Source organism: Polaromonas sp. LjRoot131, assembly GCF_964252805.1.
In the GTDB taxonomy this organism is placed as follows: Bacteria; Pseudomonadota; Gammaproteobacteria; order Burkholderiales; family Burkholderiaceae_C; genus Polaromonas.
The window spans coordinates 310,903-332,797 of sequence record NZ_CAXUPF020000004.1 but is presented as its reverse complement, the minus strand read 5'-3'; the positions used below and the strand labels follow the sequence as shown (position 1 = coordinate 332,797).

Here is a 21,895-nt window from a genome sequence, read left to right as displayed (position 1 = left end):
GCTCAGCCGGCAGGCTTCTCCTTCTCTTCCTTGGTCACCAGCCAGATCCCGTAGCAGACCAGCACCAGGGCCAGGCCGTTTTTCCACTCCAGAAACTGCTCTTCCAGGAACATCGCTGAGAGCATGGTCCCAAAAATCGGCACCATGAAGTTGAACACCGTGATCATGCTCACCCGGTTGTACTTCAGCAAAATCGTCCACAGCGAAAACGCCGCCGACGACAGCACCACGAGATAAACCATCAGCAGGGTGGACTTGACGGTAAAACCCGTCAGCGACCCTCCGGTGGCCAAACCGATCAGCAGCAGGGCCAGGCCGCCTATGGCCAGCTGCCAGCCCGTGAGCACCACGGAATCCACGCGCTGCGAGACCTTCTTGCCATAAATGCTGGCGGCGGACAGCACAAAGGCGGCAATCACCACAAAACCCTCGCCCAGCAGCGTGAAATCAAAGCTCAAAAGGCTTTCGCTGAAGTTCACCACCATCACGCCCGCAAAACCCACCACGCAGCCCAGCACCTTGTTGAAGCTGAGCCTGTCGTTCTTGTAGATGTAATGCGCCAGCAGCACGCTGAAGAAGGTGCCGGTCGCGTTCATGATGGAGCTCTTCACGCCCGTGGCATAAGCCAGCCCGATGTAGAAAAACACGTACTGCACGCTGGTCTGCGTCAGTCCCACCAGCGTCACCTGGCCAAAGGTCCGCCTGTCCAGCTGGAATACCGGCTTCTTGCTGAGGAGCGCAAACACCAGCAGCACCAGCCCGGCAAAGATAAAACGCCAGCCCGCAAACACCAGCTTGGACGGAATGTCATCGGCGGCGATGTGGAACAGCGCATAACCGTTCTTGATCGCCGGGTAGGCGCTGCCCCACAGCAGGCAGCACAGCGAAGCCAGCAGGAAAACGACTTTGCGCTGGGTGAAAAACGTAGAGCTGTTCAAAACCGGAATCCGATGAAAGAAGAATGAGGAAAAAGAAAGGTGCAAGCTGGAGCCAAGAGCTGCTCACAAAACCCAGCGAAGCGGTCCTGGCTAGGCGCGCCGCCGCAGACAGTGCACCAGCACGGCAAGGCGGTTGCAACAACGCCAGGAGGGTTTTTGAGCGGCTCTAAAGCAGGCGGGCCAGGTAGCGGCCGGTATGGCTGGCCGGGTTGGCCGCGATGTCTTCCGGCGTTCCCACGCCCACCACAGTGCCGCCGCCGGCGCCGCCTTCGGGGCCCATATCGACCAGCCAGTCGGCCGTCTTGATGACGTCCAGGTTGTGCTCGATCACGACGATCGTATTGCCCGCGTCGCGCAGCTGGTGCAGCACCTTGAGCAGCAGGTCGATGTCGGCGAAGTGCAGGCCGGTGGTCGGCTCGTCGAGGATGTAAAGCGTGCGGCCGGTGTCGCGTTTGCTCAGTTCCAGCGCGAGCTTGACGCGCTGCGCCTCGCCGCCCGACAGCGTGGTCGCGGCCTGGCCCAGCTTGATGTAGGACAGGCCCACATCGAGCAGGGTGTGCAGCTTGCGCGCGATGACGGGCACCGCCTTGAAGAACTCGGCCGCGACCTCGACCGTGAGGTCCAGGATCTGCGCGATGTTCTTGCCCTTGTATTGCACTTCGAGCGTTTCGCGGTTGTAGCGCATGCCCTTGCAGACGTCGCAGGGCACGTAGACGTCGGGCAGGAAGTGCATCTCGACCTTGACCACGCCGTCGCCCTGGCAGGCTTCGCAGCGGCCGCCGGCGACGTTGAAGGAAAAGCGCCCCGCGCCATAGCCGCGTTCGCGGGCCGTGTTCATCTCGGCCATCAGCTCGCGTATCGGCGTGAAGAGACCTGTGTACGTGGCCGGGTTGCTGCGCGGCGTGCGGCCAATCGGCGACTGGTCGACGTTGATGACCTTGTCGAAATGCTCTATGCCTTCAATCGCTTCATGTGCCGCGGGCTCTTCGTGCGCGCGGTAGAGCGTGCGGGCCACGGCGGTGTACAGCGTGTCGTTGACCAGGGTGGACTTGCCCGAGCCGGACACGCCGGTCACGCAGGTCAAGAGCCCCACGGGAAACTCGACGCTCACGCCCTTCAGGTTGTGGCCGGTCGCGTTGATCACGCGCAGCGCCTGCATGTCGCCCAGCGTGGCCTGGTGCACGGCCTCGCGCGCGGCGCGGCGTTCGGCGGCCGGGCTTTGCGGAAAGCGTGAGACCTTTTTCTTCTCGGCGATTTCCACCGCCTTCACGGTCGGCAGCCAGGGCGTGCGGCGCTTGGGCACGGCGATTTTCAGCGTCTGCGCCAAATACTTGCCTGTCAGCGAATCGGGGTTGTTCTTGACTTCGTCGAAAGTGCCCTGGGCCATCACGCGCCCGCCGTGGATACCGGCGCCCGGCCCCATGTCGATGACGTGGTCGGCCGCACGGATCATGTCCTCGTCGTGCTCGACCACCAGCACGCTGTTGCCGATGTCGCGCAAATGCTTGAGCGTGCCGATCAGGCGGTCGTTGTCGCGCTGGTGCAGGCCGATGCTGGGCTCGTCGAGCACATACATCACGCCCGTCAGGCCCGAGCCTATCTGCGAGGCCAGGCGTATGCGCTGCGATTCGCCGCCTGAAAGTGTTTCGGCGCTGCGGTCCAGGCTCAGGTAGTTCAGGCCCACGTCGTTGAGGAACTTCAGGCGCAGGCCGATTTCGCGCACCACCTTGGCGGCGATCTCGGCCTTGGCGCCTTCCATTTTCAAGGTGCTGAAATACTCAAAACTCTCGCGCAGGGTGGCGTGGCTGATTTCATAGATTGCCTTTCGCCCGGGCTGGGCGCCGCCTTCGGGCGCGCTGACCAGGTAGACATGGCGCGCCTCGGTGCGCAGGCGCGTGCCTTCGCAGTCGGGGCAGGGCTGCACGCTGCGGTAGCGGGACAGCTCCTCGCGCACGGCGGCGGAGTCGGTCTCGCGATAGCGGCGCTCGAAGTTGGTGATCACGCCTTCGAAGGGGTGCTTCTTGCTGATCTTCTTGCCGGCGAAGTTGCCCGAGTCCATCACGTAGCTGAACTTGATTTCCTCGTCCCCCGAGCCGTGCAGCACGACCTGCTGCACGTTGTCGGGCAGGTCCTCGAAGGCCGTGTCGATGTTGAATTTGTAGTGTTTGGCCAGGCTCTCGAGCATCGAGAAGTAGTAGCCATTGCGCCTGTCCCAACCCTTCACGGCGCCGCTGGCCAGGCTCAGCGAGGGGAAAGCCACCACGCGTGCCGGGTCGAAAAACTCCATGTGGCCCAGGCCGTCGCAGGTCGGGCAGGCGCCCACGGGCGAGTTGAACGAGAAGAGCCGCGGCTCCATCTCGCTGAGCGAATAGTCGCAGACCGGGCAGGAGAATTTGGCGCTGAACAGGTGCTCCTTGCCGGTGTCCATTTCCAGTGCGATGGCCTTGCCGTCGGCCAGGCGCAGCGCCGCCTCGAAGCTTTCGGCCAGGCGCTGCTGCAGGTCGGCCCGCACCTTGATGCGGTCTATCACCACGTCGATGTTGTGCTTCTCGGTCTTCTTGAGCTTGGGCAGGTCGTCGAACTCATAGGCTGTGCCGTCGACACGAAAACGCACATAACCCTGCGACTGCATCTCGGCGAAGACGTCGACGAACTCGCCCTTGCGGTCGCGCGCCACCGGCGCCAGGATCATCAGCTTGGTGTCTTCCGGCAGCGCCAGTACGGTGTCGACCATCTCGCTGACGCTCTGCGCCTGCAGCGGCAGGTCGTGGATGGGGCAGAACGGCGTGCCGGCGCGCGCGAACAAAAGGCGCAGGTAGTCATGGATCTCGGTCACCGTACCCACGGTCGAGCGCGGGTTGTGCGAGGTGGCCTTCTGCTCGATGGAGATCGCGGGCGACAGGCCCTCGATCATGTCCACATCGGGCTTGTCCATCAGCTGCAAAAACTGGCGCGCGTAGGTCGACAGGCTTTCGACGTAACGGCGCTGGCCTTCGGCGTACAGCGTGTCGAAGGCGAGGGACGACTTGCCGGAGCCGCTCAGCCCGGTGATCACCACCAGCTGGTTGCGCGGGATGTCCAGGTCGATGTTCTTGAGGTTGTGCGTGCGCGCCCCGCGAATGCTGATACGTTGGGCCGCCAGGGCCTGGGCCAGGTAGCGGCCCTGGGCGGGCTCCGCCACGTGCCGGCCTTCTGCGGCCTGGGAGGCAAGGTATTTGCTGTCGTCGGGAGAGTTCAAGATGTGGCAGCCGCAAAACTCTCCATCATAGACCGAAGCACCGTTTCAAGCACAATAGCCGTCTGTACAAGGTCTGGACGGCCGGGCTTGCCGCGCCCCGGCGCCCCAAACTCCCGATCCGCCCCGTCTTGGGTCATTTTTAACCCGCTTGTTCGTCTTTTTTGTCTGTTTTATTCCCGTGCCCGCGCCATCCTCCCCCGTGTCCTTTCCCATGACCGCCACCGAGCGGCGCGCCAGCGCCTCGCTGGCGTCGATTTTTGCGCTGCGCATGCTGGGCCTGTTCCTGGTGCTGCCGGTGTTCGCGCTGGAGGCGGCCAGGTACCCGGGCGGTGACGACCCGGCGCGCGTCGGCCTGGCCATGGGCATTTACGGGCTGACCCAGGGCCTGCTGCAGATTCCTTTCGGCATCGCCTCGGACTGGTGGGGCCGCAAACCGGTGATTATTTCCGGCCTGCTCATATTTGCCCTGGGCAGTTTCATCGCGGCCTGGGCCCCGGACCTGAACTGGCTGGTTGCCGGCCGCGCGCTGCAGGGCGCGGGCGCCATTTCGGCCGCCGTCACCGCGCTGCTGGCCGATTCAACGCGCGATGAAGTGCGCACCAAGGCCATGGCGCTGGTGGGCGGCAGCATCGCGCTGATGTTCGCGCTCTCGCTGCTGGTCGCGCCGCTGCTGGCGGCTTACATCGGCCTGCACGGCCTGTTCGCCCTGACCGGCGCGCTGGCGCTGGCCGGCATCGCGGTGGTCGCCTGGTGGGTGCCGCCCGAGCCGGTAGAACATGCAAATCGCCCGCGCGGCAGCATGCTCGAAGTCCTGAAAGACCCCGCCCTGCTGCGGCTGGATTTCGGCGTCTTCGTGCTGCATGCGGTGCAGCTGGCCATGTGGGTGGCGATCCCGGCGCTGCTGGTGGCGGCCGGGCTGGACAAGGCCCACCACTGGCAGGTCTACCTGCCGGCGGTGCTGGCTTCTTTTGTCGTGATGGGTGCGGTCTTATTCCCGCTCGAGCGCCGCGGCTACCTGCGGGCGGTGTTCCTGGGCGCCGTGGGCCTGGTTTTTGTGGTGCAGCTGGGGCTGCTGTGGGTGGCTTCGTCGGCCGCAGCGCCGCACGCCCTGGGCGCGCTGGCCGCCTTGTTGTTCCTGTTTTTCTGCGGTTTCAACGTGCTGGAGGCCACCCAGCCCAGCCTGGCCTCCCGGCTGGCGCCTGCGCCTGTGCGCGGCGCGGCCCTGGGCGTGTACAACACCCTGCAATCGCTGGGGTTTTTTGCCGGCGGCGCGGTCGGCGGCTGGGTCACCAAAGCGCACGGCGCCCCGGGGCTTTTTATGCTGTGCGGCGGCCTGATGCTCACTTGGCTGCTGGTGGCCTGGCCCATGCGGGCGCCGGGGCGGCATGCGACGGTCGCGACCACTGGTGGCGAGGCCTTGCCGGGCCAGCCAGTTAAACTGTAGCCATTCATAAATAGCAGGGCCCCGCCCTGTAGATCAGCTCAGGAGAACCCCTCATGGCATCCGTCAATAAAGTCATCGTCGTCGGCAATCTGGGCCGCGACCCCGAAATGCGCAGCTTCCCGAGCGGCGACCAGGTCGCCAACGTCACCATCGCCACCACCGACAAGTGGAAGGACAAGCAGACCGGCGAAATGAAAGAGGCCACAGAATGGCACCGCGTGGTGTTCAACGGCCGCCTGGCCGAAATCGTCGGCCAGTACCTGCGCAAAGGCTCGCAGGTGTATGTCGAAGGCTCGCTGCGCACGCGCAAGTGGACCGACAAGGACGGCATCGAAAAATACACCACTGAAATCCGCGCCGACCAGATGCAGATGCTGGGCAGCCGCCAGGGCATGGGCGGTCCCGGCGGTGACGACGGCGGTGGCGGCGGCTACGAGGCTCCGCGCCAGTCCGCACCCGCGCGCGCGCCGGCTGCAGCCGCACCGCGGCAAGCGCCCGCGGCGTCCAAGGCGGCCAGCGGCTTTGACGACATGGATGACGACATCCCGTTCTAAATACAGATACGGAAAAGCCTTTTGATTGAAGCCCGCGCTCCGAGAGGAGGGCGGGTTTTTTCTTTTCTGTCTTTCCTTTTTTATTCGTTGCTCATGGCCTGACGGACCAGCAGCGTGTCCGTGAATTGCTCAAAGGCCACGACCTTCCCGTCCCGCAGGTGCCAGACGTGGGCCACACGGGCCTGCATGTCCTTTCCCGTGGCGCGGTAAGTGCCGTGGTAGCTGCCCATCCCGACGATGTGCTCACCACCGTCGATGAGGCTTTGCAGTTCGAAGCGATAGCCGATCCAGTCCCGGCCCAGCACGGCAAAGACGTTCTCGGCCACCGCCTGCGGCCCGACCCAGGTACCCGCGCAGGGAAAGCCCGCCATCTCGGTCCAGCGCACCTGGGGCGAAACATGGGCCATCATTTCGTCGATGTTTCCCTGGGCCGAGGCGGCGTAATGGGCGCGGACGATGTCGATGTTCGACATCATGGCTTCAACCCCACTTCATCTCGCCCTTGGCGACCTTGGCGCCGATTTGCAGCGCCACGCCCATGCCGGCGTTCGGGTAACGCCGGGTCATGGCCGCGATGAGGGCGCCGCTGTCGGCGGCCTTGGCCAGCACTTCCTCGAAAGCCACGAGGTAGTCGCGTGTGTATTGGATCGCGCTTGCGTCTACAGCCGCCGTGACTGCCATGTGGCCGGGGACCACCACGGCGGGCTTGTGCGCGGCCATGGCGTCAAGCGTCTTCACCCAGGCTGCGCGCGCCTCGGCGCCCTGTGTGTCGGCGGTCCACACGTGAACGCCGGAGAACAGCAGCACACCGCCGAAGATGGCGTTCAGCGAAGGCACCCAGATGTAGCGGCGATTGGGCAGGCCGTCGGCATCGACGATCTCGATGGCCTGGCCTTCCACGCTGAGGCTGCGGCCATCAAAGGCTTCAGGCATCACGATGTCCGCCAGCGCCTGTGGGCCATTCTCCTTGAGCTGCGGGCCCCAGGTTGCCAGCTTCTTTTCCACGTTGCCCTTGATGGCCGCGATGGTGGCCGGTGCGGCGATCACCTTGGCGTCGGGAAATGCCGCCTTGATGGGCGCCAGGCTGAAGTAGTAGTCAGGATCGCTCTGGCTGATGTAAATGGTCGTCAGCTTTTTGCCGGTGGCCTTGATGGCTTTGGCCAGCGCCTTGCCGTCGGGAAGCGTAAAGCCTCCGTCGATCAGGACGGCTTCACGCTCGCCGGAGATCAGTACCGGGGCACGGAAGAATCCGTGTTCGCCGGCGGGGAAATGTTTCCAGGTCAGTTGGGTATTTGCAGCCATAGCGCTTTTCACTCCTAGGATGGCCGTCGCGACAGCCGCGCCGGCTACAGTTTTGATTGCTTCTCTTCGTGTGGTCATGGTTTTTCCTTCTTCTTGGACAGTTAACTGAACGGGTTGCGGGGAGGGCGGTGGGGCTCAGGCCGCCTCGAGCGCGCCGGCCAGCGCGCGCGGATTGGAATAAAAATCGGCGTGATTTACGACCCAGCGCTTGGCGCCCGATTCGGCCACCAGGGTGGGCACGCCACGCGCGCCGAACTCCTGCATCAAGGCCTGCCCGCGGCTGATGCGGGCCTGGTTGGCCGCGAGAAGATCCTCATCAGGCTGCGCCACCCTTGCGGCGGCCTGCTCGAGGCCGAGCCCACGCAGAATGCCGGCCAGGGTTGCCAACGAGGTTGTGTCCTTGCCGTCCACGTAGCGCGCACTCTGTATCGCCTTGAGGGCTTCCAGTTCCCGGCCCGGCGCCGTCAATGACACGGCCGTCAGCGCCAAGGTGGCGGGGCCGCTGTCAAACAGCCGCTGGCGATCACCGAGAACCTGCTCGCGGTACTGCTCGGTGAAGCGCTGCCCCGTCAGGCGCTCAATACGCTGGTCGTTGGACCAGGCATAGGCGGCGAACTCACTGTTCATGGGCCGTGCGCCCTCGCCGGAGAACAACCCCGTCGGCAGCAATTCGATGCTGACAGCTGGAACTTCGCTCAAGGCCGAGAGCGCCGGTATGGCGCCGTAGCACCAGCCGCACAGCGGGTCGAACAGGTAATGGAGGGTCTTGGTCATGGGGTTCTTTGGACGTTTCTGGCTCACTGGTGGTGATCGTAGGCACTATGCATTGACTGTTAAAGACATCTCTGATAAACACAATGTATGTTTAAAGCAAACAATCAAGACGAGGGCGGGCTTGGAGGGCTGGGAAACCTGAGGCGCCTGGCTTACTTCGCGGCGGTGGTGGAAACCGGCTCTTTCACCGCGGCAGCGGACCGCCTGGGAATCACCAAGGCAGTGGTCAGCCAGCAGGTTGCGCGGCTGGAGCGCGAATTCCGGACATCACTCTTGGTCCGCACCACACGCAAGGTGCAGCCCACCGAACTGGGCCAGGCCTTCTACCTGCGCTGCGCGCTGATCCTGCGCGAAGCCGGCGATGCCTTCGACGACCTGGCCGAGACCTCGGCGGAGCCGTCCGGCATGCTGCGGCTCACCGCGCCTTTCGACTACGGTGTCGGCGTGGTGGTGCCGGCCATCGCCGCCTTTATCCGGCGCTATCCCGCATGCAAGGTCGATGCCGTCCTCACCGACCAGACTCTGGACCTCATGTCGGGCAACATCGAACTGGCGATCCGTGTCGGCTGGCTAGCCGAAACCAGCCTGCAGGCGCGAAAAATCGGCGCTTTCCGGCAACTGCTCGTGGCGTCGCCGGCCATGCAGCCGCAAGTGGCGCGGCTCACCGGCCCGCAAGACATCGCCGGCCTGCCCTTCATCGCCAACACCGCCCTGCGCGACCACCTCACATGGAATTTCACGCTCAACGAGAGCGAGCGCCAGGCCGTGAGTGTGCAGGCCTCGATTTTTCTCGACGCCACACTCGCCGTGCGCGAAGCCGTGTTCCAGGGCGCGGGGCTCTCGGTGCTGCCGGACTATGCGGTGGCCGCCGATCTTGCGGCCGGCCGCCTCATCCAGGTCCTGCCGCAGTGGCAGCTGCCTTCAGGCGGCATCCACGCGGTCTTTCCGGCCGCGCGCTTTCGTCCCGCGAAGGTCCGTGCCTTTGTCGACCTGCTGGCGGACAGGGAGCAGCAGCGGCAGGCCGTCAACGCGTCAAGCGCAAGCTGACGCCCGGCCCGCGGAGGGTCTCTTCAGGCGTGCGGGCTCCGCTCCCGCGCCGCCTTCCAGCGCGACGAACACGGCGTGGCCGTCGTTGATCCCGTCGTGGCCACGCGCGCGCCTTGCGCCCGCCGCCGCCTTGCGCGCCAGCGCGGCGAAGCCACGGGCCGCCATCAAAGCCACGAAGGCCGTGGCGCTCAAGGGCCGGGCGAGCAAGGCGCCGGTGAAACTTGCGCAGCGAGGCTCCCAGCGCAGGATGACGCCCTGCGCGCTTCCCGCCGGTTCGATCACCGCGTTCTCATGGTCGGCAAGGTGCAGGCGCTGGCCGGCGTCGATGAAGTGGTCGCCGGGATCGTTGTGGCGCGTCAGCCAGAGGCGCCCCCGCAGCACTGTCAATTCGCCGCCGCGCCGGGGCAGGCGCAGCGCCTGGCCGGGCACCAGGTGCCGGGTTGCGCCGTGAAGCACGGCGCTCTTGGGTTTCGCATTCATCATGAACCTTTTTGCGGTATTGCCGCCGTCGCCGGTGTCAAAGCCCGGCAAGGGCATGCAGCGCGGGGTTGTCGATCTGGCCGGCGAGCAGCTTCGCCGCGGCCAGGCTTGCGCCGTCGCCCAGGGCCGCGCGATGCAGGCAGGCACGCACCGTCAGTTCGCGCATGCCGCTGCGCGCGGCGAGCTCCTGCAGTTCGTTGATCCAGGCCGAAGCCTGGGGCATGGCCTCTGCCACCGCGACGCCGCACAGCGCGTCGAGCGCATAGGCCTTGCCCCACAGGTAGGCATCGGGCAGGCGCACGCAGCGTGCCAATGCATCGACCAGGATCTCGGCGGCGCGCCGGGGCTCGCCGCGCGCCATCGCCACGCGTCCCAGCCCCCGGCCGGCAATGCCTTCCCAGCAAGGATCGCCGATCTGGCAGCCGAGCGCGAAGGCATGCTCGAAACGGTTCGCGGCGGCCTCCACGTCGCCGCGCAGCAGGTCGACTTCGGCCCGCAGCGATTGCGGCCAGGGCACAAAAGCGGTCCAGCCCGGCTGGGCCAGCGCCACCGACCGGTCCAGGGCGTCGGCGGCGGCGTCAAGCTCATCGTGCAGCAGCAGCGCGCGGCCAAGCATGGACAGCGCATAAGCACGCTGCCTGGGGTCGCCGGCTGCGGCACCTAGCGCGTCGGCCTCTTGCAGCAAGGCAATGGCGGGCGCGTAGTGCGCGGTATCGCTGAGCGCGGCGCCGTAGACGGTGGCGATGCGTGCCAGTTCCGCGCGGTCCTCGCCGGCCAGCGGCCTTGCGCGCTGCAACCATGCCAGGGTGCGTTCATAGCGGCCGCGCAGGAACTCGACGTAACCGAGTTCACGGCACGCGGCGGCGGCGAGCACCGGCGATACGTCGTGACCGACTTCCAGCGCCTCGTGAAGCGCCGTGGCGCCTTCCTCGTCGCGCCCGCGCGCGGCATGCACCAGCGCGCCGCCCAGGGCCACCCGGGCGCGCGCGCGCAACGCCGCGTCGCCGGTGGCGTCGGCCTCGACGATGGCGCGGCGCAGGCATTGCAGCCCGGCATCGAGCGCGCCGGCGCCGATCGCCGCCTCCCCGGCTTCCAGTTGCGCGAGTGCGGCGGCGCGCCCGGTGGCGGGCCGCGCGGTAGGCGTCGCAGTGGCTGTGCGCAGGGCTACGTCCAGCGCGGCGCCGGGTTGCACGCCGAGTTCGCGCTGGAACAACTCACGGCAGGCGGCGGCCTGGCGCGCAGCGCCGACCCCGTCGCCCGAAGCCGCGAGGCTGCGCACCAGCAGGGCCTGGTAGTTTTCGTCGAGCGGGTTTTGCCGCACCAGCCGGCCGGCCAGCCCGGCCGCTTCGGCCATGGCGCCGGCGGCCATGCGGGCCAGGGCGGCCTCGCGCAGCACGGCTTCCGCGGCAGCCTGAAGATGGCGGCGCTCCGTGGCGAGCCAGACCTCGAAGGCCGGGCTGCCCGAGAAGTTCATGCCCTCCAGCAGTTCGCGGTCCAGGCCGGGCACGCACAGGGCTTGCGCCCAGCTTCCTGACAGCACGGCCCTGAGGTCGACATAGCTGGCCGGCGTCAAGGGCAGGGCGATCAGTTCGCCGCGCAATTCCGCATGGCCGAGCAGGCGGCGCAGTTCGCTGAGGTTCCAGCGCAGGGCGGCCAGCGGGTCTTCGGCATCTTCGAACAGCAAGCCCGCCAGGTGTTTGCGGCTGACCGGCGCATCGCTGCGCACCAGATAGGCCAGCAGGGCCCAGGCCTTGTGCCCGCGCGGCGCCGGCACGGGCTGGCCGTCGCGCTCCACGCGCGGCGGGCCCAGCAGGTGGACGGCAAGCCCCAGGGGTGGTGGCGGCAGGCTGGGGGTTTGCGCGTCCACCGGCGGGCCTCAGGCTTCGGCGGTGGTGGGGTCGATGACGCCGGTGACCCGCGCGACGGAGTCCGCCGGGAAGCCGCCCCTGCGCGCATGCTCCCTCACGAGATCTTCGCTGGCCGCGTTGTAGATGCAGTACATCTTGCCTCCCGTCAGGTAGCTCTTGACCCACTGCACTTCGGGGCCCAGCTCGCGCAGCACGCCGCACGATTTCTGGGAGATGGAGTGCAGCTCGGCGGGCTTGAGGGCGCCGAGTCCGGGGATGGCACGTTCGATCACGAATTTGGGCATTACTGTCTCCGTAAAAAGTTGAAGGAGACCCGACGATAGGCAGTGTACGTGTGAGCCTGCGTGTGAGGAAATGGGTTCAGAGGGCGTGCCGGCCTAGCCCATTTGTGCCTTTTTGCTTACAAGTTGGGCGGGCCGGAATGTGCCTTTCATGGATAGCATCTGAGTGTTCGTGGTGCCCTGCCTGGCGGCGGCCCTTTCCAACACAGAATTCCCTCAAAAAAAATGACGAACCTGATCTCCGCGCCGCGCAGCCTCCTTTTGGGCACCGCCCTGGTACTGGGCGGCTTCTGCGTCCCGCCGACAGCCCTGGCCGGCGGCAACATCGAGCCGATCGCCGATATCCTCCCGGCCACGGGCAGCGCCGGGCTCGGCATGGTGATGCGCGTCGAGCGCTCGCCCTACAAGGACGCGGGCAGCCGCTACGACCTGCTGCCGCTCTACCTCTACGAAGGCGAGCGCCTGTTCCTGCATGCCAACCGGGGCGGCGTGAAGCTGCTCAACGGCAGCGAGCGGCGCCTGGACCTTTTTGTGGAGCAGCGCCTGGAAGGCTTTCCCACCGAGCGCCTGCCGGCCAGCCTTACGGGCATGTCGGCGCGCGACTCCGCCCTCGACCTGGGCTTGGCCTACCGCTGGCGCCAGCCCTGGGGCACGCTGCAGGCCGAGCTGGTGCATGACATCGGCAACACCTACAAGGGCAATGAATTCCGCCTCGGCTATACCTATGACTGGCGCTCCGGCCCCTGGATGCTGCGCCCCAGCCTGACGGTGGCGTTTCGCGACGCCAAGCTCAACAACTATTACTACGGCGTGCAGCCCGGCGAAGCCACGGCAAGCCGCCCCGCCTACGCGCCCGGCGCGGGCGTGCAGACTTCGCTGGGCCTTTACGGCTCCTATGACGTCACGGAGCGCTGGCGCCTGCTGGCCGGCGTGTCGGCGACCTTCCTCGGAAACAAGGTCAAGGACAGCCCCATCGTGCAAAAAAGCGTGCTGCCCGCGGTCTACGTGGGTGCGGCCTACGACTTCGGCGGCCACAAGCGCGAGTGGGCCGAGAACGGCTCGCCCACCTACTTCAAGGTGCTGTACGGCAAGTCCACCGAGGACGGCTGCCACCTGGCCAAGATCATCACGGCGCAGTGCCTGTCCACGGCCAAGACCAACCCGACCAGCATCAGCGGCGTGCAGATCGGCAAGCCTTTCCTGAACAACGTGAACGGCTGGCCGCTGGACTTCATCGGCTATGTGGGCCTGACACACCACAACGACCGCGGCCTGCAGCCCAACGGACTGCAACTCGACCTTTTCATGAAGGCCGTGTATTCAGGCTTCCCCTGGAGCGACCGCGTGAAGACCCGCCTGGGCCTGGGCCTGGGGGTGTCGATGGCGCAGCGGGCTCCTTACATCGAGTCCTCCAGCCTGGCGGCCAACGGCAAGCCGGCTTCCCGCATGCTCAACTTCCTGGACCCGACCCTGGACGTGAGCCTGGGCGACTTGATCGGCTACCGGCCGCTCAAGGAAACCTACATCGGTTTCGGCGTGTCGCACCGCTCGGGTATTTTTGGTTCGTCGCGCCTGCTGGGCAATGTCAACGGCGGCTCCAACTACATCTACACCTACGTCGAAACGGCGCTGTGACGCGCCGCGCCGGCGTGAGGTGACATCGCAGGCTGGTTCTGCACATTGCTGGCGGTGATCACGCCGCCGCCAAGGCAGACTTCACCCTGGTAAAGCACGGCTGACTGCCCCGGCGTCACCGCCCATTGCGCATCGCTAAACGCCAGCTCACAGCCGGCCATGGAGGACTGGCGCAACTCGCAAGGCGCGTCGGCCTGCCGGTAGCGCGCCTTGGCGGCCATGGCACCGGGCGCGGGTGCGCTACCCGCCACCCAGCTGCAATCCTGCGCCGTCAGCACCGTCGATTGCAGCCAGGGATGCTCATGGCCTTGCACCACCCACAGCGTGTTGGTTTCCAGGTCCTTGCGCGCCACGAACCAGGGCTCGTGCTCGCCCACGCCGCGCAAGCCGCGCGCCTGCGCGGCCTTCAAGTCGGCGCCTTTGGCTTTCACGCCGCCTATGCCCAGTCCCTGGCGCTGGCCCAGCGTGTAGAAGGACAGGCCCACGTGCTCGCCGAGCACGCGGCCCTTGTCGTTTTTGATGGGGCCGGGCGCCTTGGCGATGTAGCGGTTCAGGAAATCGCGGAAAGGCCGTTCGCCGATAAAGCAGATGCCGGTCGAGTCTTTCTTCTTCGCATTCGGCAGGCCGATCTCGTCGGCGATGCGGCGCACTTCAGTCTTGTGCAGCTCGCCCACCGGGAACAGCGTCTTCGAAAGCTGCGCCTGGTTCAGGCGGTGCAGGAAATAGCTCTGGTCCTTGGCCGGGTCCAGGCCCTTGAGCAGCTCATGCAGGCCGGTGGCCTCGTTGTGGCGCACGCGTGCATAGTGACCGGTCGCGATTTTTTCGGCGCCCAGGCGCATGGCGTGGTCCAGGAAGGCCTTGAACTTGATTTCGGCGTTGCACAGGATGTCGGGGTTCGGTGTGCGGCCGGCCTGGTATTCGCGCAGGAATTCGGCGAACACGCGGTCCTTGTAGTCGGCCGCGAAATTGACGTGCTCGATCTCGATGCCGATCACGTCGGCCACGGCCGCGGCGTCGACAAAATCAATGTTGGACGAGCAGTATTCGCTGTCGTCGTCATCTTCCCAGTTCTTCATGAAGATGCCGATGACCTCGTGGCCCTGCTGTTTGAGCAGGTGCGCCGTCACCGCAGAGTCCACGCCTCCGCTCAAACCCACGACGATCCGCTGCGCGGACTTGCCTTTTTGACCCATGGGGCAATTATCCCCGCAGCCCCAAACACCGGGGGTTTGCGGGGGTGATGGCGCGCTGGGGGCCAGGCCACTGCCGCCGCAGACCGGCGTTCGCCAGGGGGCAAACCGCCGGGTTTGCTGAGCCGTTCGGACTATTGTCGGTGGCTGCACCGTATCTTCGCGGATGTTTCCAGCACAATGGAATGCCCCCTTCTTGCAGGAGCTGCCACATTGCAACGACGTCAATTTCTTTCCCGCACCGGCCGGGCCGTCACGGCTGCCGGCATGGCCACCGGGCTGCCATGGCTTTCGTCACTGGCCCAGGCTGCGGGCCTCAAGCCCGTGGGCAAGGCCCAGGCCTTCGACTACGCGGTGCTCAAGGGCCAGGCGCGCGAGCTGTCGGCCAAACCCTACCGGCCCCGGGCTACCGCCTTGCCGGCCGGTATTTCAGACTTGAACTGGGACCAGCACCAGGCCATCCGCTTTCGCGACGACCATGCCTTGTGGGGCGATGACAAGCTGCGTTTTGTGGCGAAGTTTTTCCACCTCGGCCTGTTCTTCAAGACCCCGGTGCGCATGCACGAAGTGAGCAACGGCCAGGCACAGGAGCTGGCCTATGACCCGGCCATGTTTGATTACGGGAAAAGCGGCGTGCGGGGCGACAAGCTGCCCGCCGATCTCGGATTTGCCGGCTTCCGGCTGAATTTCCACACCGACCCGGTGCGTGACGTGGCGGCCTTCCTCGGCGCAAGCTACTTCCGCGCGGTGGGCGGCGAATGGCAGTACGGCCAGTCGGCACGCGGCCTGGCTATCGACACGGCGCAGACTTTCCCGGAAGAGTTCCCGGATTTCATCGGTTACTGGCTCGAAAAGCCGGACCCGAAAGCCGCTTCACTGACCGTCTACGCGCTGCTGGACTCGCCGAGCGTCAGTGGCGCCTACCGCTTTGTGATCACGCCGGGCGACACGCAGATCATGGACCTGGACGTGGCGCTGTACCCGCGCAAAACCATTGACCGCCTGGGCATCGCGCCCTGCACCAGCATGTTCCAGACCGGCGAAAACGACAGGCGCATGGGCTGGGACTGGCGCGGCGAAATCCACGACACCGACGGCCTGGCCATGCACAGCGGCACGGGCGAATGGCTGTGGCGCCCCTTGACCAACCCGGCGCAATTGCAGTTCAACGCCTTCCAGGACGACAACCCGCGTGGTTTTGGCCTGATGCAGCGCGACCGCAACTTTGACCACTACCAGGACGACGGCGTGTTCTACGAAAAACGCCCCAGCCTGTGGGTCGAGCCCAAGGCCGGCTGGGGCGCGGGCGCGATACAGCTGGTGGAAATCCCGACCGTGGACGAAACCTTTGACAACATCGTGGCCTTCTGGAACCCCCGGGACAAGCCGCAGGCAGGGCAGGAGCTGCTGTTTTCCTACCGGCTGCACTGGGGTGGCCAGCCACCCGCCGCGCAAGGACCGCTGGCGCGCTGTGTGGCCACACGCACCGGCCTCGGCGGCGTGGTCGGGCAAAAGCGCACCGCCTATGCATGGCGTTTTGCGGTCGATTTTGCGGGCGGGGACTTTTCCTTGCTGAACCGCGGGGCCCAGGTCAAAGCCGTGATCACCGCCTCGCGCGGCACGATTGAGTTGACGTCGGCCCGGCCGCTGGACGCCATCAAGGGCTGGCGTGCCATGTTCGACCTGCGCCCCGACGGCGACAGCACGGCACCCATCAACCTGCGCATGCATTTGCAGGTCGACGGCCAGTCATTGACGGAAACCTGGCTGTACCAGTGGACACCGCCGCCGGTGGCGCAGCGGATTCTTTACTGAGGACTGCGCTGGCCCAGGAGTGCATGCACGCTGGGATCCGTGGTCACCAGGCCCAGTGGGTAGCGTTTGTCGGCCAGGTAGTCCTCCATGCAGGTCAGCAGCAGGGGGCTGCGGTGCATGGCGGCGCTGGCCCGGATTTCGTCGGCCGTCAGCCAGACGGTGCGCACAATGCCTTCGTCCAGCGCCTGGCCGGGCACGTGCTCGCCGAGTTCACCGCAGAAGGCGAAGCGCAGGTAGGTGATGTCCAGCGGCTCGTCCTGGCCGGGCACGGCCCGCTCGAAGCGCGACAGGTAGACGCCGACGATGGCGGTGGGCTTGAAGTGGAAGGCGGTTTCTTCCAGCGTCTCCCGGGCGCAGCCTTGCACAGGGCTTTCGCCCGGGTCCAGGTGGCCGGCGGGGTTGTTGAGCTTCAGGCCGTCCCGGGTTTCTTCCTCCACCAGCAGGAATTTGGGGACGCCGTCGATTATTTTTTCTATGACCGCAGCGACCGTGACGCTGGGCTTCCATCGATTGTTCATGGCCGTGATTATCCGTGGCGTGGGTGACAGTTCTTCCGGGTATTTTTCCCGGGCCGGGTGAGCGGCTTCTATGGTGCAGGCGCCGGATGTGAGGCGCCGAACCCTCGGGCAAAACTCTCGCGCAGGTGCTCGACAAAATACTGCACGGCCTTGGGAACCTGGGCCGACCAGGGCCGCAGGGCATAGATGCGCTCGCCGAAGAAGCCCTGCACCTGCCAGTCGGGCAGCACGTGCACCAGGGGCGGCTGCCCCGGTGAGCCCCCGCCGCTCGCGGGCACGCTGAAGTCCGGCAGCAGGCCAATGCCCAGGCCGGCCACCAGCGCCTCGCGCAGGACCTCGCTGTTGTTGGCCTTGAGCGTGCCGGTGATGTTCACGCCAACCTGTTCGCGTGATTTGCGTTTGCCGCTGCGCACAAAGGTCCAGCTCGCGGTGTTGTGGCTGCCCAGGTAGAGCAGGCAGTCGTGCGCGGCGAGTTCCGAGGGTTGCGTGGGCACGCCGCGCCGCGCCAGGTAGTCGGGGCTGGCCAGCAGGATGGAACGGGTCTCGCACAGCACCCAGGCCACATGGGTTTCGGGCGGCGCATTGGTGTGGCGTATCGCCAGGTCGAAGCCCTCGTTGGCCAGGTTCACGAAGCGGTCGGTCAGCTCGAGCTCGATGTGGATCTCGGGAAAGCGCTTGAGGAAAGCCGCCACGCAGGGCGCCAGGTGCTGGCGCCCCAGGGCGACCGGCGCCGTCACGCGGATCAGCCCGCGCGGCGTGCCCACCAGGTCCTTCACGGCCGAATAGCTTTCGCTGATGCGATTGAAGGCCGGCTGCATGCCGTTGACCAGCTGCTGGCCGGCCTCGGTCAGGCCCACCGAACGCGTGGTGCGCCGCACCAGCGTCACGCCGGCGGCGCGCTCCAGCTCGCTGATGCGCATGCTGGCCGAGGCCTTGGAAACGCCCAGGCGGCGAGCCGTCTCGGTAAAGCTGCGGGTGGCGGCCAGCACCGTCAGCAGGTGCAGGTCGGCCACGAGGGGGGAGAGCTGGTCGGAGGACATCGGTAAAGCGCTCCAGGCGCCTGATTGTTCAAAAATATGAACAATGTAATCACAAATAGGGGAGTTATCAATCCGGCCCCGCGCGCCTAGACTGCCATCAAGCCGAGCTTTTCGGCGCTTGCAACCGCCGCCAGGCCTTCCATCCAGAGGATTCCCCATGTCTTTATCCCCCGCCGCCACCGCTCCGCAGGCCACCATAGGCCATTACCTGCAAGGCCGCGTCGCCGCGCCGGCCTCGGGCCGCAGCCAGGAAGTCTTCAACCCCGCGACCGGCGCCGTGTCGGGCCACGTCGCGCTGGCCAGCACGGCCGAAGTCGACGCCGCCGTGGCGTCCGCGCAGGCGGCTTTCCCGGCCTGGGCCGACACGCCGCCGCTGCGCCGCGCACGCGTGCTGTTCAAATTCCTGGAGCTGCTGAACCAGAACAAGGACAAGCTGGCCCACATGATCACCGCCGAGCACGGCAAGGTGTTCACCGACGCGCAGGGCGAGGTCTCGCGCGGCATCGACATCGTGGAATTCGCCTGCGGTATCCCGCAACTGCTCAAAGGCGACTTCACCGACCAGGTCAGCACCGGCATCGACAACTGGACGCTGCGCCAGCCCCTGGGCGTGGTGGCGGGCATCACGCCCTTCAACTTCCCGGTGATGGTGCCGATGTGGATGTTCCCGGTGGCGATCGCCGCCGGCAACTGTTTTGTGCTCAAGCCCAGCCCCATAGACCCCAGCCCCAGCCTCTTCATGGCCGACCTGCTGAAGCAGGCGGGCCTGCCCGACGGCGTCTTCAACGTGGTGCAGGGCGACAAGGAGGCGGTCGACGCGCTGCTGGTGCACCCCGACGTGAAGGCCGTGTCCTTTGTCGGCTCCACGCCGATCGCCAACTACATCTATGAGACCGGCGCGCGCCACGGCAAGCGCGTGCAGGCCCTGGGCGGCGCGAAGAACCACATGGTGGTCATGCCCGACGCCGACCTCGAGCAGGCGGTTGACGCGCTGATAGGCGCGGGCTACGGCTCGGCCGGCGAGCGCTGCATGGCGATTTCGGTGGCCGTGCTGGTCGGCAATGTGGCCGAGAAGCTGGTGCCCATGCTGGAGGCGCGCGCCAAAACCCTGGTGATCAAGAACGGCGTGGAACTCGACGCCGAGATGGGCCCCATCGTCACCTCGGCCGCGCACCAGCGCATCACGGGCTACATAGACACCGGCGTGAAAGAGGGCGCCAAGCTGCTGGTCGACGGGCGCGGCTTCACGGGCGCCCAGGCCGGCGCCGGTTGCGACAAGGGTTTCTGGATGGGCGGCACGCTGTTCGACCACGTCACACCCGACATGCGCATCTACAAGGAAGAAATCTTCGGCCCGGTGCTGGGCTGCGTCCGCGTCAAGGACTTCGCTGAAGCGGTGAACCTCATCAATGCCCATGAGTTCGGCAACGGCGTGAGCTGCTTCACCCGCGACGGCAACGTGGCGCGCGAATTCAGCCGGCGCATCCAGGTCGGCATGGTCGGCATCAACGTACCGATTCCGGTGCCCATGGCCTGGCACGGTTTCGGCGGCTGGAAAAAGAGCCTTTTCGGCGACATGCACGCCTACGGCGAAGAGGGCGTGCGCTTCTACACCAAGCAAAAATCCATCATGCAGCGCTGGCCCGAAAGCATAGGCAAAGGCGCCGAGTTCGTGATGCCCACGGCCAAATAACACGGCGCACCCTCGGGCATGACAGCCCCATCAGCCCCATCAGCCCCATCAACCGAATGGCGGTTGATGGGGCTTATTTTTGTGACCGGCATCCGCGCAGGCAAAAACTATAGACTGCCCTGACAAAAAATCGCAAAAATCTCATGTAAGCTTCATGACAGGTACAAAAACGCACACGCACAAGACAGATCGCGCACAAGCCCGCCCGCGGGCTGATGTCCACCAAGCCCATACCAACGTACTGAGGAGAGACCCATGCTGATTGGGGTACCCGCCGAAATCACGGCCGGAGAAACACGCGTCGCCATCACGCCCGAAACGGCCAAAAAGCTCAAGGCCCAGGGGCATACCGTCCGGGTGCAGTCGGGCGCCGGCGTCGCTGCCAGCGTTCCCGACGAGGCCTACACGGCCGTCGGCGCGGAGATCACCGACGCGGCGGGCGCCTACGGCGCCGACATCGTGCTCAAGGTGCGTTGCCCGCTGGACAGCGAAATGGGCCTGGCCAAAGCCGGCGGCGTGCTGGTCGGCATGCTCAATCCTTTTGATGCCGCCGGCCTGCAGCGCCTGGCCGCGGGCAAGCTGACTTCCTTTGCCCTCGAAGCCGCGCCGCGCACCAGCCGCGCGCAAAGCATGGACGTGCTGTCTTCCCAGGCCAATATCGCCGGCTACAAGGCCGTGATGATGGCGGCCGACCGCTACCAGCGCTTCTTCCCCATGTTGATGACGGCGGCCGGCACGGTCAAGGCCGCGCGTGTGGTCATCCTGGGTGTCGGCGTGGCCGGCCTGCAGGCCATCGCCACGGCCAAGCGCCTTGGTGCGGTCATTGAGGCCAGCGACGTGCGCCCCAGCGTGAAAGAACAGGTCGAATCGCTGGGCGGCAAGTTCATCGACGTGCCCTATGAAACCGACGAAGAGCGCGAAGCCGCCGTCGGCGTGGGCGGTTATGCCAAGCCCATGCCGCCCAGCTGGCTGGAACGGCAAAAGGCCGAGGTCGCCAAGCGCGTGGCGCAGGCGGACGTGGTCATCACCACGGCCTTGATCCCGGGCCGCGCGGCCCCGGTGCTGGTCACCGAGGACATGGTCAAGGCCATGAAACCCGGCAGCGTGATCGTCGACCTGGCAGCACCGCAGGGCGGCAACTGCCCGCTCACCGAAGCCGGCAAGACCGTGGTCAAGCATGGCGTGACCCTGATCGGCGAAACCAATGTGCCGGCACTCGTCGCGGCCGACGCCAGCGCGCTCTACGCCCGCAACCTGCTCGACTTCCTCAAGCTCATCATCACCAAAGAGGGTGAACTCAAGATAGATATGGAAGACGACATCGTCGCGGCCTGCCTGATGACGCAAGGCGGCGAGGTGAAGAAAAAATGACCGACAGGCTGCTTTCGCTGGTGATGCTGGCAGCCGCGATGGCCGCTTCGCCCGCGCATGCCGAAACCGTCAAGGTGGGCAGGGCCAGCATTGAGTTGCCGGAAGGAAACTGGAAAGCGCTGGCGTCCAGCAATGGGCAAGACACGGTGGACGGCAATGGCACGGGTGGTGCGCTGCCGACCGAAACCCGCTCGTTTGCCTTCATCTCGGGTGGCCGCGTGATGGCCATTCTTTACGTGGACTCGTCAAAGGGCGGGGGGATTCGCGTCAACTGGGCCAATACCTGCACGAGCAACCAGAACGTCCATGCCCTGAACCTGACGAAAGACCCCAATGCGCTCGAATGCATCCGGGCTTCAATCCCCTTGAAGGCGGAGCTGTATCTGAAGCGTGCCATGCCCGAGGTATTGAGCGCTATGGAAAGCCAGGGCCTGGCTGTGCCGCCGGCCATGCAATCCATCGGTGTGACGCTAGGCAGCTCCGGTGGCACCAGCATGCATGTGAACCTGCTCGTGGTGCCGGGCTTTCTCGGTTCGCAGGGCGAAGAGGTTTCCACATTTCCGGCGTACCTGAAACCCGGCCAGCTTGTATGGGCGCGCCAGCTGGCGGCGGCAGTCAAAGGTAGCGTCTACTCCATGAGCGGCAGCATGACCCTCCCACCCCTGGCCTTCGCTCCCCACCTTACTTCATCAACTTCTCGATAGGCG

Annotated in this window: 19 protein-coding genes; 8 read left to right on the top strand and 11 right to left on the bottom strand. The window is 65.8% G+C overall.

The window, feature by feature from the left end; genetic code table 11:
* Nucleotides 1–2: 2 nt before the first annotated feature.
* Both ACSQ27_RS19120 and uvrA read right to left on the bottom strand, forming a co-directional pair.
* The gene (locus tag ACSQ27_RS19120) at nt 3–938 is read right to left on the bottom strand and encodes a DMT family transporter (protein WP_436157066.1); all 936 of its coding nucleotides are present in this window, start codon (nt 936–938) and stop codon (nt 3–5) included.
* Between the two features lie 166 nt (nt 939–1,104).
* A complete protein-coding gene (uvrA, locus tag ACSQ27_RS19115) occupies nt 1,105–4,176 on the bottom strand; it encodes an excinuclease ABC subunit UvrA (protein WP_436157065.1) in 3,072 nt (1,023 codons plus the stop codon).
* 211 nt (nt 4,177–4,387) lie between these two features.
* Here uvrA and ACSQ27_RS19110 point away from each other — a divergent pair, with 211 nt between their 5' ends.
* Nucleotides 4,388–5,620, top strand: coding sequence for an MFS transporter (locus ACSQ27_RS19110; RefSeq protein ID WP_436157259.1), 1,233 nt, complete (start codon nt 4,388–4,390; stop codon nt 5,618–5,620).
* 53 nt (nt 5,621–5,673) lie between these two features.
* Nucleotides 5,674–6,174, top strand: a complete 501-nt coding sequence (gene ssb / locus ACSQ27_RS19105; protein ID WP_411885621.1) for a single-stranded DNA-binding protein — start codon at nt 5,674–5,676, stop codon at nt 6,172–6,174.
* A gap of 80 nt (nt 6,175–6,254) precedes the next feature.
* On the opposite strand, the gene ACSQ27_RS19100 is transcribed toward ssb, so the two are convergent.
* From ACSQ27_RS19100 to ACSQ27_RS19090, 3 genes are read right to left on the bottom strand one after another with little or no spacing between them, the layout of a single operon-like run.
* Nucleotides 6,255–6,650 (bottom strand): nuclear transport factor 2 family protein, encoded by a 396-nt coding sequence (locus ACSQ27_RS19100; RefSeq protein ID WP_436157064.1) that lies wholly within the window; start codon nt 6,648–6,650, stop codon nt 6,255–6,257.
* A gap of 4 nt (nt 6,651–6,654) precedes the next feature.
* Entirely contained in the window at nt 6,655–7,554 is a 900-nt protein-coding gene (locus tag ACSQ27_RS19095) for an MBL fold metallo-hydrolase (RefSeq protein ID WP_436157063.1), read from the bottom strand.
* Between the two features lie 57 nt (nt 7,555–7,611).
* Nucleotides 7,612–8,250: a DsbA family protein gene (locus ACSQ27_RS19090; RefSeq protein WP_436157062.1), complete on the bottom strand. Its 639-nt coding sequence runs from the start codon at nt 8,248–8,250 to the stop codon at nt 7,612–7,614.
* An 87-nt stretch (nt 8,251–8,337) separates the two neighbouring features.
* Here ACSQ27_RS19090 and ACSQ27_RS19085 point away from each other — a divergent pair, with 87 nt between their 5' ends.
* On the top strand, nt 8,338–9,297 hold the full coding sequence (locus tag ACSQ27_RS19085; RefSeq protein WP_436157061.1) for a LysR family transcriptional regulator: 960 nt from the start codon (nt 8,338–8,340) through the stop codon (nt 9,295–9,297).
* Here ACSQ27_RS19085 and ACSQ27_RS19080 read toward each other — a convergent pair.
* From ACSQ27_RS19080 to ACSQ27_RS19070, 3 genes are read right to left on the bottom strand one after another with little or no spacing between them, the layout of a single operon-like run.
* The gene (locus ACSQ27_RS19080) at nt 9,283–9,780 is read right to left on the bottom strand and encodes a DUF2917 domain-containing protein (protein WP_436157060.1); all 498 of its coding nucleotides are present in this window, start codon (nt 9,778–9,780) and stop codon (nt 9,283–9,285) included. The two genes, ACSQ27_RS19085 and ACSQ27_RS19080, sit on opposite strands and share 15 nt — an antisense overlap.
* A gap of 34 nt (nt 9,781–9,814) precedes the next feature.
* Entirely contained in the window at nt 9,815–11,644 is a 1,830-nt protein-coding gene (locus tag ACSQ27_RS19075) for a BTAD domain-containing putative transcriptional regulator (protein WP_436157059.1), read from the bottom strand.
* A gap of 9 nt (nt 11,645–11,653) precedes the next feature.
* Nucleotides 11,654–11,929, bottom strand: a complete 276-nt coding sequence (locus ACSQ27_RS19070) for a DUF4242 domain-containing protein (protein ID WP_436157058.1) — start codon at nt 11,927–11,929, stop codon at nt 11,654–11,656.
* 222 nt (nt 11,930–12,151) lie between these two features.
* Between ACSQ27_RS19070 and ACSQ27_RS19065 the strand changes: the two genes are divergently transcribed.
* Entirely contained in the window at nt 12,152–13,561 is a 1,410-nt protein-coding gene (locus tag ACSQ27_RS19065) for a MipA/OmpV family protein (protein ID WP_436157057.1), read from the top strand.
* Here the strand turns inward: ACSQ27_RS19065 and mnmA are convergent.
* Nucleotides 13,540–14,754 carry a tRNA 2-thiouridine(34) synthase MnmA gene (gene mnmA, locus ACSQ27_RS19060; protein ID WP_436157056.1) on the bottom strand — a complete coding sequence of 405 codons (1,215 nt, stop codon included), beginning with the start codon at nt 14,752–14,754 and terminating at the stop codon, nt 13,540–13,542. The two genes, ACSQ27_RS19065 and mnmA, sit on opposite strands and share 22 nt — an antisense overlap.
* 210 nt (nt 14,755–14,964) lie before the next feature.
* Between mnmA and ACSQ27_RS19055 the strand changes: the two genes are divergently transcribed.
* On the top strand, nt 14,965–16,566 hold the full coding sequence (locus ACSQ27_RS19055) for a glucan biosynthesis protein (protein ID WP_436157055.1): 1,602 nt from the start codon (nt 14,965–14,967) through the stop codon (nt 16,564–16,566).
* Here the strand turns inward: ACSQ27_RS19055 and ACSQ27_RS19050 are convergent.
* Together ACSQ27_RS19050 and ACSQ27_RS19045 are read right to left on the bottom strand one after the other, a co-directional pair.
* Nucleotides 16,560–17,084 carry an NUDIX hydrolase gene (locus tag ACSQ27_RS19050; protein ID WP_436157054.1) on the bottom strand — a complete coding sequence of 175 codons (525 nt, stop codon included), beginning with the start codon at nt 17,082–17,084 and terminating at the stop codon, nt 16,560–16,562. The genes ACSQ27_RS19055 and ACSQ27_RS19050 overlap by 7 nt on opposite strands.
* Nucleotides 17,085–17,152: 68 nt before the next feature.
* On the bottom strand, nt 17,153–18,124 hold the full coding sequence (locus tag ACSQ27_RS19045; RefSeq protein ID WP_436157053.1) for a LysR family transcriptional regulator: 972 nt from the start codon (nt 18,122–18,124) through the stop codon (nt 17,153–17,155).
* Nucleotides 18,125–18,281: 157 nt separating this feature from the next.
* Here ACSQ27_RS19045 and ACSQ27_RS19040 point away from each other — a divergent pair, with 157 nt between their 5' ends.
* The 3 genes from ACSQ27_RS19040 to ACSQ27_RS19030 all read left to right on the top strand — a co-directional run bounded on the left by ACSQ27_RS19040 (nt 18,282) and on the right by ACSQ27_RS19030 (nt 21,892).
* Nucleotides 18,282–19,817, top strand: a complete 1,536-nt coding sequence (locus ACSQ27_RS19040) for a CoA-acylating methylmalonate-semialdehyde dehydrogenase (RefSeq protein WP_436157052.1) — start codon at nt 18,282–18,284, stop codon at nt 19,815–19,817.
* Between the two features lie 255 nt (nt 19,818–20,072).
* Nucleotides 20,073–21,188 (top strand): Re/Si-specific NAD(P)(+) transhydrogenase subunit alpha, encoded by a 1,116-nt coding sequence (locus tag ACSQ27_RS19035; protein WP_436157051.1) that lies wholly within the window; start codon nt 20,073–20,075, stop codon nt 21,186–21,188.
* Complete coding sequence (locus ACSQ27_RS19030; protein ID WP_436157050.1) at nt 21,185–21,892, top strand: hypothetical protein; 708 nt, start codon at nt 21,185–21,187, stop codon at nt 21,890–21,892. Before ACSQ27_RS19035 ends, ACSQ27_RS19030 begins: the two co-directional genes overlap by 4 nt.
* Nucleotides 21,893–21,895 lie beyond the last annotated feature (3 nt).

What these genes read in the sequence shown, in the direction of transcription:
- ACSQ27_RS19035 (WP_436157051.1), top strand. Translation starts at nt 20,073, where the DNA reads ATGCTGATTGGGGTACCCGCCGAAATCACGGCCGGAGAAACACGCGTC.
- ACSQ27_RS19050 (WP_436157054.1), bottom strand. Translation starts at nt 17,084, where the DNA reads ATGAACAATCGATGGAAGCCCAGCGTCACGGTCGCTGCGGTCATAGAA.
- ACSQ27_RS19040 (WP_436157052.1), top strand. Translation starts at nt 18,282, where the DNA reads ATGTCTTTATCCCCCGCCGCCACCGCTCCGCAGGCCACCATAGGCCAT.
- ssb (WP_411885621.1), top strand. Translation starts at nt 5,674, where the DNA reads ATGGCATCCGTCAATAAAGTCATCGTCGTCGGCAATCTGGGCCGCGAC.
- ACSQ27_RS19090 (WP_436157062.1), bottom strand. Translation starts at nt 8,250, where the DNA reads ATGACCAAGACCCTCCATTACCTGTTCGACCCGCTGTGCGGCTGGTGC.
- ACSQ27_RS19065 (WP_436157057.1), top strand. Translation starts at nt 12,152, where the DNA reads ATGACGAACCTGATCTCCGCGCCGCGCAGCCTCCTTTTGGGCACCGCC.
- ACSQ27_RS19045 (WP_436157053.1), bottom strand. Translation starts at nt 18,124, where the DNA reads ATGTCCTCCGACCAGCTCTCCCCCCTCGTGGCCGACCTGCACCTGCTG.
- ACSQ27_RS19100 (WP_436157064.1), bottom strand. Translation starts at nt 6,650, where the DNA reads ATGATGTCGAACATCGACATCGTCCGCGCCCATTACGCCGCCTCGGCC.
- ACSQ27_RS19095 (WP_436157063.1), bottom strand. Translation starts at nt 7,554, where the DNA reads ATGACCACACGAAGAGAAGCAATCAAAACTGTAGCCGGCGCGGCTGTC.
- ACSQ27_RS19070 (WP_436157058.1), bottom strand. Translation starts at nt 11,929, where the DNA reads ATGCCCAAATTCGTGATCGAACGTGCCATCCCCGGACTCGGCGCCCTC.
- ACSQ27_RS19080 (WP_436157060.1), bottom strand. Translation starts at nt 9,780, where the DNA reads ATGATGAATGCGAAACCCAAGAGCGCCGTGCTTCACGGCGCAACCCGG.
- ACSQ27_RS19110 (WP_436157259.1), top strand. Translation starts at nt 4,388, where the DNA reads ATGACCGCCACCGAGCGGCGCGCCAGCGCCTCGCTGGCGTCGATTTTT.
- mnmA (WP_436157056.1), bottom strand. Translation starts at nt 14,754, where the DNA reads ATGGGTCAAAAAGGCAAGTCCGCGCAGCGGATCGTCGTGGGTTTGAGC.
- ACSQ27_RS19030 (WP_436157050.1), top strand. Translation starts at nt 21,185, where the DNA reads ATGACCGACAGGCTGCTTTCGCTGGTGATGCTGGCAGCCGCGATGGCC.
- ACSQ27_RS19085 (WP_436157061.1), top strand. Translation starts at nt 8,338, where the DNA reads ATGTTTAAAGCAAACAATCAAGACGAGGGCGGGCTTGGAGGGCTGGGA.